This window comes from Cryobacterium breve, assembly GCF_004402375.1.
In the GTDB taxonomy this organism is placed as follows: Bacteria; Actinomycetota; Actinomycetes; order Actinomycetales; family Microbacteriaceae; genus Cryobacterium; species Cryobacterium breve.
Genome location: NZ_SOGJ01000034.1, coordinates 16504 through 30674 on the forward strand (window position 1 = coordinate 16504; position 14171 = coordinate 30674).

Here is a 14171-nt window from a genome sequence, read left to right on the forward strand (position 1 = left end):
CACACACGCGGTCGGCCAGCCGGTCGGTCGGCCGGCCAGGAGCCGGGCTGACCGCCCTGGGCCGCGGAACTAGCCCACCGGAGCCGAGACCAGCGTGGTGTGGAGGCCATGCACGGTGACGTCACCCACGACGGCGGGGGTGATCGGGGTTGAGGTGACGTGTCCGGTGACCGGGTCGGGAACCAGGCCGAGAACGGTGCCCAGCACGGACACTGCGGCGGCGGCCGACCAGGCCTGCGGACGGCAGGCGGCCGGGTAGGGCACCGCGGCCGCGACCGCGCTGGACGCGTCGCCGGAGTGCAGTTCCGGCAGGCGGTAGTCGAACGATTCGGCCGCCGCGAGCAGCCCTTCGATCAGGAGGCCAGCCTCGGCGCCGAATCCGGCGCGCCCAAGTCCGGCGATGGCGATGGCAGTGTCGTGGGTCCAGACCGAGCCACCGTGGTAGCTCAGCGGCCAGTAGCCGGCCGAATCCGTCGACATCGTGCGCAGGCCGTAGCCGGAGTTCAACTCCGGGGACACGAGCCGGGCGGCAACGAGGGCCGATTCCTCCGCGGAGAGCAGCCCGGTGCCGAGCAGGTGACCGATGTTGCTGGTCACGGTGTCGACCGGGCGCTTGAAGGCGTCGAGGGCGACGGCCGGGTAACGGCCGGCCGGCGAGTCGATCCAGAACGCCTCCCGGAACCGGGTCTGGAGCGCTTCCGCCCGGGCCCGCCAGGCGGCGCCTCCGGGACGGTCAAAGGCATCGAGTAGGTCGGCGCCGCCGATATACGCCTCGTAGGCGTAGGCCTGAACCTCGCAGAGGGCGATCGGCCCGTCGGCGAGGCTGCCGTCGCGCCACTGGATCGAGTCGCCGGAGTCCTTCCAACCCTGGTTCGCGAGGCCGTGGCCAGTGATGTCGACGTATTCGAGGAAACCATCGCCGTCGCTGTCGCCGAAGTCGCGCATCCAGCCGAGGGCCGCTTCGAGGGCTGGCAGCAGGGCCTCGACCTCGGCCGCGGCCAGACCCCACCGATAGGCGTCGCGCAACAGGCAGATCCAGAGGGGGGTGGCGTCGACGGTGCCGTAGTAGAGCGGCGGCAGCGACAGGCTCTCGCCCGGCATCGAGAACACGTCGGGGCGCAGCTCGTGCATGATCTTGCCCGGCTGCTCCGCCGTCTCGGTATCGCTTTTCGTGCCCTGCAGCTGGGCCAGCAGGCGCAGCGTGGAACCGGCGATGTCGGTGCCGAGCGGCAGCAGGAAACGCGCCGCCCACAGCGAGTCCCTGCCGAACAGGGTGAAGAACCAGGGTGCGCCGGCGGCCAGGAACGGCTCGTCCGGACTTTCCCGGGTGGCCATCCGCAGGCCGGTCAGGTCGTCCAGCGCCCGCTGCACCCAGCGGCCGAGTCGCGCGTCGCCGGAGCGCACCGACACCCCGGACCACTCCGGCAACCCGGTTGCTCCCTGCACCACGGTGGCCGAGTGCGCGATATCCACGGTCCACTCCACGGTCACACTGCCCTTCGGGGGCACCGTCACCGACCAGGTGCCGGTGACCACAGCGCCTGAAGCCACACCGCCGGTGCCCTCGGTGCCGGCCGCCACACCGCCGGTGACCGCGGTGCCGGTGACCTCCGACGAGCCCACCAGCACCCCGTCGCCGCTGGCGCGTACCAGCGCCGACACGGTGCCGGTCGACAGCCGGATGCCCCCACTCGCCTCCGAAACGTCGACATCCGGTGCCTCGGGCAGGTCCGCGTCCCCGAAAGCGGTGCGCTCGGCTGCGCCAGCGAGGCCGGCCTTCACGGTCTGCATATCGGCGAAATCGGGCGTCAGCCGCACGGACACGGTCGTGTCGAGAGGCATTTCGAGTCCGGAGATGATCTCGATCCGCTCGGTCATCTGCCCAGCGGTGACCGTGCGGGTGACTTCAAGCCGCAGCCGCGGATCGGCGGTACGGTCGTCGAGGTGGCGCAGCAGCGAGGTGAAGGTGGCCGCCCCGGCGCCGCTGTGAGCCAGGCCGATTGCTTCGCCGGCCTGGCCTCCGACCAGCAGGCTCCACCCGGACAGAATCCGGGTATCGGCGTGGTAGAGCCCGTGGATCGGGAGTTCCATGCGCCCGTCGGACCGCGACCACGCCTGGGTGGGGGCCGCCAGAACGATGGCGGAATCATGGAGCAGAGGCTGGACAGGGTGAGAGAACATGAGCGAGGTACGACTCCAGAGGTGTTGTGGTGCGGATCTGCGGGGCGAGTGAAGGGAGAACGGGGGAGGGGAGAAGGGCTATTCCTTCACCGCACCGTCGGTGGTGTTCATGATCCGTTTCTGGAAGATGAAGAACATCACCGCGACCGGGATGGTCATGATCGCCGCCGCGGCCAGCTTGAGTGGGTACTGCGTGCCCTGGCTGAGCTGACCAGACGCCAGCGATGCCACGCCCTTGGTCAGGGTCGTCAACTCGGGTGACTGCGTGGCGACGATGAAGTGCGACAGCTCGTTCCAGCTGCCTTGGAACGACAGGATGATGATGGTCACCAGAGCCGGACGGGCCATCGGCAGCACGATCGACCAGAACACCCGGAAGGTGCCGGCCCCGTCGATGCGGGCCTGCTCCTCCACACTGGCCGGAATCGACTCGAAGAAGTTCTTCATGATGAACACGCCGGCGGCGTCGGTGAGTAGCGGCACGATCATGCCCACGTAGGTGTCGTAGATGCCGAGCTGGTTGATCACCAAAAACTTCGGGATCAGGAGCACGACGCCGGGCACGCTCATCACGGCGATGAGCAGCGCGAAGATCACATTGCGGCCCCGGAAGTGCAACCGGGCGAGGGCGTAACCGGCCAGGGAGTTGAAGAACACGCGACCGAGGGTGACGAAGACCGTGACGATGGCGGAGTTCTGGAACCAGACCGGGAAGTCAGAGTTGAGAAACAGCTTCTCGTACGCGGCCGTGGACCAGGTCTGCGGCACCAGCGACATGGGATTGCTGGCGGCGTCGCCATCCGTTTTGAAGGAGGTGGCAACCTGAACCAGGAACGGGGCGATGTAGATGATCGCGAGCACGACCAGGATCGCGTAGAGCAGCGACCGGCCGGCGATCGCGGGGGTAGGCAGCTGCTCCCGACTCAGGGCGCGCAGCCGTCGGGAGGGAGAGGCCGAGCGCACTCTGGTCTTCGTCGGGGTGCTCATTTCGAACCTCCGGATGTCGGTTGGGGCTGATACGGACGCATCCGGCGGGCGGAGACCTGGCGTTCGGCCAGCAGCCAACGCTGGAACAGGGTGAAGACCACGATGATCACGAACAGGATGAATGCGATTGCGGCGCCCTGGCCCCAGGCCTGATTGGTGAAGGCGGCCTGATAGGAGAGATAGGCCGGTGTGAGCGTGGTCTTGCCTGGCCCACCCTGGGTGCCGGTGTAGATCTGGTCGAAGACCTGCCAGGCACCGATCAGTCCGAGTGTGAGCACGGTGAAGAGGGTCGGCCGCAGCTGGGGGAGGGTGACCCGCCAGAACCGCTGCCAGCCGTTGGCGCCGTCCATCATGGCGGCCTCGACGACGTCGCCGCTGAGGTTTTGCAGCGCGGCGATGAACAGCAGCATGAACGTGCCGCTGGTGGTGAACACGGCCATCAGAATGAAGGCGCTCATGGCCACGGATGGCCCGGCGAGCCACTCCCAGAAGGAGATGCCGAGGAACGTGTTGCCGGTGAGCGCCGCCGGGCCGGTCTCGACACCGATCAGGCCGAGGAAGTTGTGCAGAACACCGCTGGGGTCGTTGAACCAGTTCGGGCCGTTGATGCCGATGAAGGCGAGCAGTTTGTTGACGGCGCCGCTGGCGCTGAACAGGAACAGCCAGAGCACGGTGATGGCAACCGAGCTGGTCACCGACGGAAAGTAGAACGCGGTGCGGAAGAAGCCGCGGCCGCGCAGGATCTGCCGGTTGACCAGCACGGCCAGCAGCAGCGACAGCATGGTCTGGATCGGCACGACCAGGAGCACGTACCAGGCATTGTTGCGCAGCGCCGTTCCGAAGTCCTGTTCGGCCAGGCCGCCGCCGCCGACCAGTGCGGAGTAGTTGTCGAGGCCCACGAACGATACCGTGCCGCTGAAGGGGCTGCCGCGGCCGTTCCAGTCGGAGAAGCTGACCCAGAGGGCCATCAGTACCGGGATGACCAGGAACATGCCGAGCAGGATGATCATCGGGGCCGTGAAGAGCCACCCCGAGGCGGCCTCGCCGCCCCGGATGCCGGAGCGGCGAGGCGTGCGTGCAGGCGTCGACATGATGGACTACTTCAGCAGGGCTTCGAGGTTCTGCTGCACGGAGTCGAGGATCGCTTGCGCGTCCCCGGTCTTCAGCGACTCGAGCTGCGCGTTCAGGTCGCTCGTGACGTCAGCGGCACCCTTCACATTGGGTACGCCCTGTGCGTAGTCGGCGCCATCCAGGAACGCCACGAGGGTGGGGTTGGCGTTCTTCCACTCGGCGGCGGCCGACTGGATCGAGGGCATCGGACCGAACTCTTCGGAGAAGGTGAGCTGGGCGTCCTTGCTGGTGAGCTCTTCCACCAGCTGGAGGGCGGCAGCCTGGTTGGGGCTGTCGGCGGCGATGCCCCAGCAGTTGGTGAACTGCAGTGTGCCTTGGCCCTCAGGCCCTGCCGGCAGCTCGGCGACCGTGTAGTTGACCTCGGGGAAGTCGCTCTTCATCGCGCCCGTGATCCAGTTGCCCTCAATGGTCATGGCCGAGAGCTGCTTGCCGAACGCCTCGCCGCCCCAGCCGGCACCGATTTCGCTGGCGTAACTCATCACCCCGTCGTTCAGGAGCATCTTGGCGTATTCGAGGCCCGCGACGCTCTCCGCGCTGTTCGCGGTGGCCTCGGTGTTGTCCTCGCTCATCAGGCTGCCGCCGGCCTGGGCCATGAATGCGCCGAGGCGGGCGTACTCGCCGCCGAGGGCGAGTCCGACCTGGGTGTCGGTGGTGAGGGTCTTGCTGACGGCGGCGAGCTCATCCCAGGTGGTGGGGATGTCGGCATCGGTGAGCCCAGCCTGAGCCCAGAGATCGGTGTTGATGACCAGACCCAGGGTCGAGAAGTCCTTCGGTGCGCAGTAGAACTCGCCGTCGTAGGTGAAGGAGCTCACCAGGCTCGGGTAGAAGTCGTCCTTGTTGGCGAGCTCGTCGCCGTAGGCCAGGAGCGAGCCGTTCGAGGCATAGCCGGCGAGGGCATCCGTCGAGAGGTAGAAGACGTCAGCCGGCTTCTGGGCCGCAAAGCCCTGGGCGAGCTGCTGGTTGAGGTCACTGGCCACGCTGACCTTGGCGTCGGTGCCGGTTTTCTCGGACCAGGCTGCCACGGCAGAGTTGACGGATGCGGTCTCGGCGTCGCCGCTGGAGCCGATCAGGATGTTGAGTCCCTGCGAGGAATCGCTGGTGAGCTCTCCGCCCGCATCGGCGGTGTCGCCGAATCCGGATCCGGAACTGCAGGCGCTGAGAGTGAGGGCGCCGGCCACGGCGAGCCCGGTTCCGATCAACCAGCGAGAGTTGCGTCGTTGCATCTTGTTTCTCCTTGTGTCGCGCATCGATGCGCGTTTGCTTGTGTAGAGGTCACGATAGCTGAATATATTTGATCGATCAAACTTTTCTTTTGATCGATCAAATGCCTGTGTTTCCGGGGATTCGGGTAGGTGGGGGAGACGAGCGGGAAATGCCCTGACCGGCACGCCGATCTCCAGTCACCCCGACAGTCCCGCCGATCCGGCGGGACGCGGTACTCTCTGGGGAACGGTATTTGATCGATCAACCCTCGGGGGCAGGCGCGTCCGGCAAAGGCTTGGGGCAGGAGCGGCTATGGGTGGGTTTCCCACGGTGACGGATGTCGCGCTCGCGGCCGGCGTCTCCCGCCAGACGGTCTCGAATGTGATGAACTCGCCCGGCATCGTTCGCGCCGACACCCGCGAGCGGGTGGAGGCTGCCATCAAGGAGCTCGGATACCGGCCGCACGCCTCCGCCCGCCGGCTGCGAACGCGGCGCAGCTCAACCATCGGCATCCGCCTCGACCCCATGATCGACGGCATCTCCGGTTCGGTGCTCGACCGGTTTCTGCACGCCTTGACCGAGCAGGCCGACGCGCAGGGGCTGCGTGTGCTGCTCTTCACGGCCACAAGCCCCGAAGACGAGATCACCCAGTTCCGGCGCCTGAACGACGGCGCGGATGTCGACGGTTTCGTGCTCACGTCGACGTTCGCCGGCGACCCGCGCACCCGCTGGCTGATCGAGAACGGCATCTCCTTCGTCACCTTCGGGCGTCCGTGGGGAGTCGACGACATGAACGACCCGCAGCACCTGTGGGTGGATGTGGACGGCTGGTCCGGCCTGCAGGATGCCACCCGGGCACAACAGGAGGCCGGAGCCCGGCGCATCGCCTACATCGGCTGGCCCAGCCCGTCGGGCACCGGCGACGAACGCCGACGGGGCTGGTACGACGCGATGACCCTGCGCGGCGATGTCTCTGCCTCTGACCTTGCCCGGCTCGAGGTCGTCACCACCGACGGTGTCAGCCAGGGCACAGCAGCCATGCAGCGGCTGCGGCAGCAGGCCGGCCAGGTCGACGCGGTGCTCTGCGCAAGCGACTCCCTCGCCCTTGGGGCGATGATCGCCAACCCCGAGCGTGTGCCGGTCACCGGCTACGACAACACGCCTGTCGCCGCCGCGATCGGGCTCTCCAGCATCGATCAGGCCGTTGACGAGGTCGCCGCCGGCGTGCTCGAACTGCTGACCGGCGAGTTCGGCGGCAAGGTGCACGGTGCCCCCGAGTCGGACGAACCTCGGCACCGGTTGATCGCCCCTCGCCTGGTCGTGCGGGAGTTCGCCGCCATCCCGATGGACGTGGCCCGGTAGCCGCTAACATGGCGCCATGACTCTGCCTGAGGTTGTCGGTGTCCCTCTTGCCGTCGGTGCCCCAACTGTCGGTGGCCCGGATTCCGTTGGTGCCCCGGATGCCGTCGGGCTCCCTGTTCCTGGCGGGGCTCCGGTCCCACGCGCTCTCGTCCTGCCCGGCGCGTGGAATCTCGCCGGCCGCACCGCCCTGGTCACCGGGGCCGGCAGCGCCTCCGGGATCGGATTCGCCGCGGCGCGGATGCTGGGTGAGCTCGGTGCGGACGTCGTGCTCACCGCCACGACCGAACGTGTGCACGAGCGGGCGGCCGAGCTGACGGAGCTGGGCATCGCGGCCTCCGGCATCGTCTGCACCCTCGATTCGGCGGCCGGCGCCCTGGTGCTCGCCGACGCACTCGCCGACGCGGGACTGGCCCCCACGATTCTGGTGAACAACGCGGGCATGGTCGCGGTCGGCGACGCCGAGATGCTGCGCGGCGACGCGAGCACCACCTCCCCTGACGAGTGGGACCGCGGCCTCGCGATCAACCTGTCGACCGCGTTCCACGCCACTCGCACCGTGATCGGCTTCATGCACGCGGCGACGTGGGGGCGCATCGTCACGGTGTCGAGCGTGTCGGGGCCGGTGATGGCGTCGCGCGGGGACCTGACCTATGCGGCCGCGAAGGCTGGTCTGGCTGGGCTCACCCGGGCGCTCGCCGTGGACGAGGCCTGGCTCGGCATCACCGCCAACGCGGTCGCGCCGGGCTGGATCGAGACCGGTTCTCAACTGGAGAGCGAGGCGGTCGAGGGTGCGCTCGTGCCCGTCGGGCGCAGCGGGACCGCGGCAGAGGTGGCCTCCGTGATCGCCTGGCTGGCCTCGCCGGGAGCGTCGTACGTCACCGGTCAGACCATCGTCGTCGACGGTGGCAACAGCGTGGCCGAGGAGCGCCGCTGACCCTGCGGGCCGGCACCGTCGACGGGGTGCAGTTGAATAGACGGGTGACCTCTGCACTGATCGACCTCCTCCGCTCTGACCTCGCCGCCGCCAATTTTTCGGTCCCGGCCCTCACCGGTCTGTGGGGGATCGAAGCGGATGCCGCTCTGCGCCGTAATCAGCGGGTCCCGGCCCTGCGTGCACTGGAGGGCCTGCGGGAGACGCTCGGGCACGCCGATCCTTGCGCCACGCTGGCCCGACTGTTCGTGCTCGGCCTGCCCGTGGACCGTGCTGATCTCGACGCCGCCCTCCCCGTACTGGGCGCCGCCGGGGCCGAGGAGCTCGGTCTCGTGGCATCCGTCGTCGCCTTCCTCGAACCGCACGCCGCCGGTGCCGTGCGCCCACTTCTCGAACTGCGGCCGTACAGCTTCGTCGACGCGCACGGCGCCGGAAGCTGGTGGATTCTGTCCGACCTTGGCGAGCTCGCACTGGGCCACCCGCTCGGCGAAAGCCACGTGCTCGGCGTTGGCGGGGCATCCCTCACGCTGAGTGGGCTGCTGATCCCGACCTCGGTGACCAGCGCCCTCGACCTGGGCACCGGCTGCGGGATCCAGGCGATGCATGCGTCCCGGCACGCCGACCGGGTGGTTGCCACCGATATCTCGGCGCGGGCCCTCGAACTCGCCGCGCTGAACGCCCAGCTGAACAAGATCGGCAATATCGAGTTCCGGCTCGGTAGTCTGTTCGAACCGGTCGCAGGGGAGCGCTTCGACCACATCATCTCCAACCCGCCGTTCGTGATCACCCCACGCGTGCCGGGAGTTCCGGCCTATGAATACCGTGACGGCGGCATGGTCGGCGACGCCCTTGTCGAGGCGGTGGTGCGCGGTGCGGCCGACCACCTCACGCCCGGCGGCGTCGCCCAGCTGCTCGGTAATTGGGAATATCACGCCGGCCAGGACGCGTTCGAGCGCCTGGCCGGTTGGCTCGACGCACCGGTTTCCGCACCGGCATCCGTCCTCATGAGCCCTGACGAATTCGACGGAGATGTTGCCCGAAACACTCCGAATTCGACATCTGCGACCCCTCTGGGAGCAAAATCTCCGTCGAATTCTTTCGCGGCCGGGGCCGGGGGCGCGGGCGCCACGGCCGCGGATACCATCTCACTAGACGCCTGGATCATCGAACGCGAGGTGCAGGCCCCCGCGCTTTACGCCGAGACCTGGATCCGTGATGGCGGCACCCGCGCCGACACCGCCGATTTCGACCGCCTCTCCGGTGCGTGGCTCGACGACTTCGAGGCGCGCGGCGTGAGCCAGGTCGGCTTCGGCTACATGCTGCTGCGTCGCCCGGCCGCCGGCACCCCCACACTCCGCCGCCTCGAACGTGTCCCCGGTGCCCTCGGCCATAACCCGGGGGGCATGGGCAGCCACCTCGCCGCCTGCCTCGCCGCCCACGACTGGCAAGCGGCGACGGATGACTCCCGACTCGCCCGCGCGCGGCTCGCCGTCGCATCCGATGTCACCGAGGAACGGCACTACTGGCCCGGCCAGGAGGACCCCACCCTGATGACGCTGCACCAGGGCACCGGCTTCGGTCGGTCGATCCCCCTGGACACCGGCCTCGCCGCGCTGGTGGGTGCCTCCGACGGGGACCTCGACGTTGGCTCGATCGTCGCCGCGCTGGCCCAGTTGCTCGCCGTCGACGAGAGCGAACTCGCCGCGGACCTGCTCCCGCGCGTGCGGGAGTTGCTCGTCGACGGCTTCCTGCAGCATCCGCTCGACTGATGCGTGGTCGCCGGCCGCTCGCGAGACCGCCGGATCGACCGCCAGTTCCCCGCCGGCGAACGTAAACCAGGAGATTGTCGCGACACGCCGGGTTTTGAGGCACCGGTTGCCGCGTGTCGCGAAAATCTCCGAAGTTATGTGCGCGCTTCAGCGCACCTACCCCCGACCAGCCACTTCACCTGCCTCTGCGGTAGTTTGGACGTACTGCCCGGCCCCGCTCGGAGAGGAGAGCGTCAGCGCCACACGTGACGCGGACACAGCAATGAAACGTCGTACCTTCCTGCTCGGCTCGGTCTCCGGCCTCACCCTGGTCGCGCTCACCGCGTGCGTGGCACCGACTCCCCGGCCCACGTCATCCGTCCCGCCCAACCCGACCGCGGCACCCTCGCTCGTGCCGAAGCCCGAGGCCATGCGCCGCACGTCGTGGTCGGCCGACCCGTTCGCGCGCGGCTCATTCAGCTTTCCCGCCGTGGGCGCAACGCCCGAGCAGCGCGACGCGCTCAGCCGGCCGGTGGACGACCGCCTGTTCTTCGCCGGCGAGGCAACCTCCACCGACGCGTTCGGCACCGTGCAGGGAGCCAGAGATTCCGGGCAGCGCGCCGCCCGCGACGTGCTCGCGGCCGCAGGCGCGGGGGAGCGCATCGCCGTGATCGGTGCCGGAATGGCTGGACTCGCCGCGGCCCGCGACCTTCAGGACGCCGGTTTCGACGTGTTCGTGGTGGAGGCCCGTGACCGCATCGGCGGTCGCATCGACACCGTCACCGACAAGGACTGGCCGTTTCCGATCGAGCTCGGCGCGGCCCTCGTTCGGCGCGTCGGAGAAACCACCCTCGACGACGACCTCACCGACCGCGGCGTCGCCACAGCACCGTTCTCCGGGTCGCCCGAGGCCCGCACCGCGGCCGGCACGGTCGTGGAGGACCCGGGCACCGGCGCCACGGCGTTCGCAACCGCCTTGGCCTGGGCCGCCGAGCAGCCCGCCGACATGTCCATCGCCCAGGCCCTCGCCGATTCCGGGGCCTCCAAGCTTTCGACAACGGATGCCGACACGGGCGTCTCCGACGCCGACTGGCTCGACTACCAGACCATGGTCGTGCTCGACCCGAACACCGGCGCTCCCGTCGCGGAGCAGTCGTCCTGGTACTCGGCTGCCGAGTACCTCACGGGATCCGGCGAAGCCGGAGCCGGCGAGGACCGAATCGTCCTGGGCGGCTATGCCACCCTGCTCGACGACCTCAGCACGGGCATCGACGTGCTCGCCTCGAGCGTGGTCACCAAGATCGCCTACAGCGAATCCGGCACCAGCCTGCGGCTCGGCAACGGCGAATCGCTCTCCGCCGACCGGGTCGTCGTCACGGTGCCGCTGGGCGTTCTGAAGACCAAGGTGATGGAGTTCGACCCGCCGCTGCCGTTCGCACATCGCGGCGCCATCGCTGCGCTCGGCATGGGCACGCTCGACAAGATCTGGCTTCAGTTCGAGGAGCCCTTCTGGGACACGGGGGCCCCGCTCTGGTCAACGGTCGGCGTCGACGACGACTTCCGGGTCTGGATCAACATGGTTCCACTCACCGGCGAACCGGTCCTCGTCGGCTTGGTTGCCGCGGAGGCGGCACTGCGCCTCGCGGAGGTCGACGACGACGAATTCCTGGCCGCCGCTCTGACCAGCCTCGAACCGTTCTACTCCGGCGTGCCGACGGCCACCCCGACGCCAGAGTAGACGTCAGGGACGGAACCTCGAATAGGCCGGAACAGGCCCAGCGACCACACCTCCCGTCAGGGATCCTGCCGAAGTCGACCCAGCGCATTTCGGAGAATCGTGGTGTACGCTCCTGCCAACGTCCAGTCGGTGTCTTTTGACCCCCAATCGGGGTTGATCTTCATGCAGACGCAGCCCGTCGTGGTGCAGCGTCCCAAGGTCCAGTCGTTACCCCGACTGGCGTTGCCGACGGATTCCTGGAGGGTGTGTTCCCCCGGTTTCGACCGGTTTCGTGCCGTCGGCCATCCAGTGTGGTCGCCACTCGGGTGCACCATCCCGCCCGCGACTGTTCCACTCTTGTGCTTGACCGTGTGATTGCTGACTGCCCCATGGATACCCTGCTCGACCTCGAATCCGTCGTCCTCCTCGACTTCGACCCTGACCTGCCCTGTGAAGGCACCCACCACATCCGCGGCCTGAGCGGTCACCAGCCCACCGCCCCGGGCTCCTTCATGGTCATCTCGCCTTGCTGCGGACCGAAGGTGGTTCAGTGCACACCGCGGGTTCTTGCCATGCAGGCATCCGGTGTGCTCTACTGCGGAGCTTGCCAGGGCGAGCATCTGACCAGCGAATACTCGTTCATTCCGCTGTAGGGCCGCGCCCCCACGCCCGCCGGGGCAACCGCGAGGTCGCCGTGAGAACGGACGCTATCGCGGTGAAGAGCGCCAGCGCGACCAGGCAGTAGAGCGCGGTTTCGGGTGGGCCACTGACCTGCACCGGGTCGAGGAAGAAGTACGGGTACCAGCCCACGATCGACCCGCGGACGAGCGTGAACACACCCCAGATGCCGGGCACCACGAGTCCCCAGGCCAGAATTTTCCAAGGCAGGCGGGCTTTGCTGGCATCCGTCAGCCAGTCCAGGACTGCGATGGCGGGAATCCAGAAGTGCAACAGTTGGCTCGACCAGGGCACCTCGATCGTGTAGTCCCGGGTCGAGGACTGGATGACGATGGTCAGGAACACGATCCCCGAGACGGTGATATACGTCGTCACCAGCATCCGAAACCAGTCCAGCCAGGGTGGGTCGGTCGTATACCGGAACGCGACGATCGCTCCGGTGACGAACGCCACGACCGCGGCCATGCCGCTTTGCACCGTGAAGTAGCTGTAGAAGTTGTAGATCTGGAACGTGGCGAAGCCGAGCACGTAGTCGAAATAGCCGAGCAGGGCAACCACACCGAGCGCGGCGAGCAGGACGCGTCCAACGCCGAACCCGCGACGCACCCGGCGCGCCGGGGACGGGTGCACCGCCCTGGTCAGCGCCGCCCTGGTCAGCGCCGGTCGGGTGGCGGCCGCCGGCAGGTTGCGCGCGACCGTGATCGTCGTCGCCGCGGGGACGCGCTCCGAGGGGTCCGTCCGAGCGGGATCGACAGCTCGCGCGCACATGCTCCCACGCTACGCCAGCAAGTCGGGTTCCCGCTCAGTAGCCGATCCGGAACCCGGTCTCGTTCAGCGGCGGAATCGTGGTGACCTCGACCGCCTCCACATGGGCCGATGGCGGCCCGTGCTGCAGCCACGCCAGCATGGCCCAGACGGATGCCGCATCGCCCTCCATCTCCACCTCGACCGTGCCATCCGTGCGGTTGCGCACGAATCCCGCCAGTCCGACGCGGCGCGCCTCGGATTGGGTGTAATAGCGGAACCCGACGCCCTGCACCATCCCGCGCACGAGCGCCTGTTTGCGAATCATGCATTCAGTGTGCCCTGCCCGCGGCCCGCACGCACCCGTCGGCACGCACCCGTCGGCACGCACCCGTCGGCCGAATCCGCCACGACTCGGCTCAGGCGGAGTCCCGCCAGACGATCGGAGTCTCGAGCAGGATGCCGCCGGTCGGCTGTTCCTCGCCGCGCAGCTGGCTGAGCACGCACTCGGCCGCCGCCGCGCCGAGGCCGAAGGCAGGCTGGTGCACGGTGGACAGGTGCGGCTGGGTGCGCAGCGCCCAGGAGCTGTCGTCGAAGCCGACGATGCCGACGTCACCGGGCACGCTGCGCCCGGCGTCGCGAAGTGCCTCGAGGGCTCCGGCCGCGACGGCATCCGAAGCCGCGAACACGCCGTCGATCAGCGGGTCGCGCTGGAGCAGCTCGCGCATGCCCATCGCCCCGTCGTTGAAGGTGTAGAGCGGCACGCGGGTGACGAGAGCCGGGTCGAAGCGGTCGCCGAGGGCATCCGTGAAGCCGGCCAGACGGTCGGCGCCGGAGTCGCGGTCGAGCGCGGCGGCGACCATGCCGATGCGCCTCCGGCCGGTCTGCATGAGGCGCTCGGTGATGGCGCGGGCCGACGCCCGGTTGTCGATGCCCACGAAGGGGAGCTCCTGAAGGTCGGGCGGATGTCCCACGAAGGCGGCCGGCAGGCGCAGCTTCCCGATCACCTTGGTGATCGGGTCTTCGTGGCGGGCGGACACGATGACGACTCCGTCGACGAAGCCGCCGCTGAGATAGCGGGCGACGCGGTCGGTGTCGCGCTGGGAGTCGATGACGAGGCTGACCATCTGGTAGTCGGCGCGGGACAGGACGGTGTTCGCGCCGAGTAGGATGCCGCCGATGTTGGGATCGTCCAGAAAAAGGGAGTGCGGCTCGTGCACGATGAAGCCCACCGCCTCCGAGCGCTGCATGACCAGGCTGCGCGCCGCGTTGTTCGGCACATAGCCGACCTTTTCGATGGCAGCCTCGATGGCGATGCGGGCCGATGAGGAGACGTAGGGCTCGTCGTTCACGACCCGGCTGACCGTGCCGCGGGACACTCCGGCCTCCACCGCGACGTCGTGGATCGTCGCGCGTTTGCGTCGAGCCGGAATTGTCACCATTTGATAACTGTAACGCTCCCACGCGACAGGCGTGCTTGACACGGCGG

At 68.5% G+C, this 14171-nt stretch carries 12 protein-coding genes; 5 read left to right on the forward strand and 7 right to left on the reverse strand.

Features of this window, described 5'->3' with window-relative positions:
• Positions 1-69 precede the first annotated feature (69 nt).
• The 4 genes from E3O65_RS14635 to E3O65_RS14650 all read right to left on the reverse strand — a co-directional run bounded on the left by E3O65_RS14635 (position 70) and on the right by E3O65_RS14650 (position 5522).
• Positions 70-2181: a glycogen debranching N-terminal domain-containing protein gene (locus E3O65_RS14635; RefSeq protein WP_134364465.1), complete on the reverse strand. Its 2112-nt coding sequence runs from the start codon at positions 2179-2181 to the stop codon at positions 70-72.
• Between the two features lie 78 nt (positions 2182-2259).
• A complete protein-coding gene (locus E3O65_RS14640) occupies positions 2260-3168 on the reverse strand; it encodes a carbohydrate ABC transporter permease (protein ID WP_134364466.1) in 909 nt (302 codons plus the stop codon).
• Positions 3165-4259 carry a carbohydrate ABC transporter permease gene (locus tag E3O65_RS14645; protein WP_134364467.1) on the reverse strand — a complete coding sequence of 365 codons (1095 nt, stop codon included), beginning with the start codon at positions 4257-4259 and terminating at the stop codon, positions 3165-3167. Before E3O65_RS14645 ends, E3O65_RS14640 begins: the two co-directional genes overlap by 4 nt.
• 6 nt (positions 4260-4265) lie before the next feature.
• Positions 4266-5522: a sugar ABC transporter substrate-binding protein gene (locus E3O65_RS14650; protein ID WP_134364468.1), complete on the reverse strand. Its 1257-nt coding sequence runs from the start codon at positions 5520-5522 to the stop codon at positions 4266-4268.
• 292 nt (positions 5523-5814) lie between these two features.
• Between E3O65_RS14650 and E3O65_RS14655 the strand changes: the two genes are divergently transcribed.
• The 5 genes from E3O65_RS14655 (at position 5815) to E3O65_RS14680 (ending at position 11913) form a co-directional block, all read left to right on the forward strand.
• A complete protein-coding gene (locus tag E3O65_RS14655; RefSeq protein WP_134364469.1) occupies positions 5815-6864 on the forward strand; it encodes a LacI family DNA-binding transcriptional regulator in 1050 nt (349 codons plus the stop codon).
• A gap of 16 nt (positions 6865-6880) precedes the next feature.
• On the forward strand, positions 6881-7798 hold the full coding sequence (locus E3O65_RS14660) for an SDR family oxidoreductase (RefSeq protein WP_134364470.1): 918 nt from the start codon (positions 6881-6883) through the stop codon (positions 7796-7798).
• Between the two features lie 44 nt (positions 7799-7842).
• Positions 7843-9564, forward strand: coding sequence for a DUF7059 domain-containing protein (locus tag E3O65_RS17300; protein ID WP_241985758.1), 1722 nt, complete (start codon positions 7843-7845; stop codon positions 9562-9564).
• 262 nt (positions 9565-9826) lie between these two features.
• Positions 9827-11281, forward strand: a complete 1455-nt coding sequence (locus tag E3O65_RS14675; protein ID WP_166785771.1) for a flavin monoamine oxidase family protein — start codon at positions 9827-9829, stop codon at positions 11279-11281.
• A gap of 368 nt (positions 11282-11649) precedes the next feature.
• Positions 11650-11913: a hypothetical protein gene (locus E3O65_RS14680; RefSeq protein ID WP_134364472.1), complete on the forward strand. Its 264-nt coding sequence runs from the start codon at positions 11650-11652 to the stop codon at positions 11911-11913.
• On the opposite strand, the gene E3O65_RS14685 is transcribed toward E3O65_RS14680, so the two are convergent.
• The 3 genes from E3O65_RS14685 to E3O65_RS14695 all read right to left on the reverse strand — a co-directional run bounded on the left by E3O65_RS14685 (position 11900) and on the right by E3O65_RS14695 (position 14124).
• A complete protein-coding gene (locus tag E3O65_RS14685) occupies positions 11900-12706 on the reverse strand; it encodes a Pr6Pr family membrane protein (protein WP_134364473.1) in 807 nt (268 codons plus the stop codon). The genes E3O65_RS14680 and E3O65_RS14685 overlap by 14 nt on opposite strands.
• Before the next feature lie 34 nt (positions 12707-12740).
• The gene (locus E3O65_RS14690) at positions 12741-13010 is read right to left on the reverse strand and encodes an acylphosphatase (RefSeq protein ID WP_134364474.1); all 270 of its coding nucleotides are present in this window, start codon (positions 13008-13010) and stop codon (positions 12741-12743) included.
• Positions 13011-13101: 91 nt separating this feature from the next.
• The gene (locus tag E3O65_RS14695; protein WP_134364475.1) at positions 13102-14124 is read right to left on the reverse strand and encodes a LacI family DNA-binding transcriptional regulator; all 1023 of its coding nucleotides are present in this window, start codon (positions 14122-14124) and stop codon (positions 13102-13104) included.
• Positions 14125-14171: the final 47 nt, after the last annotated feature.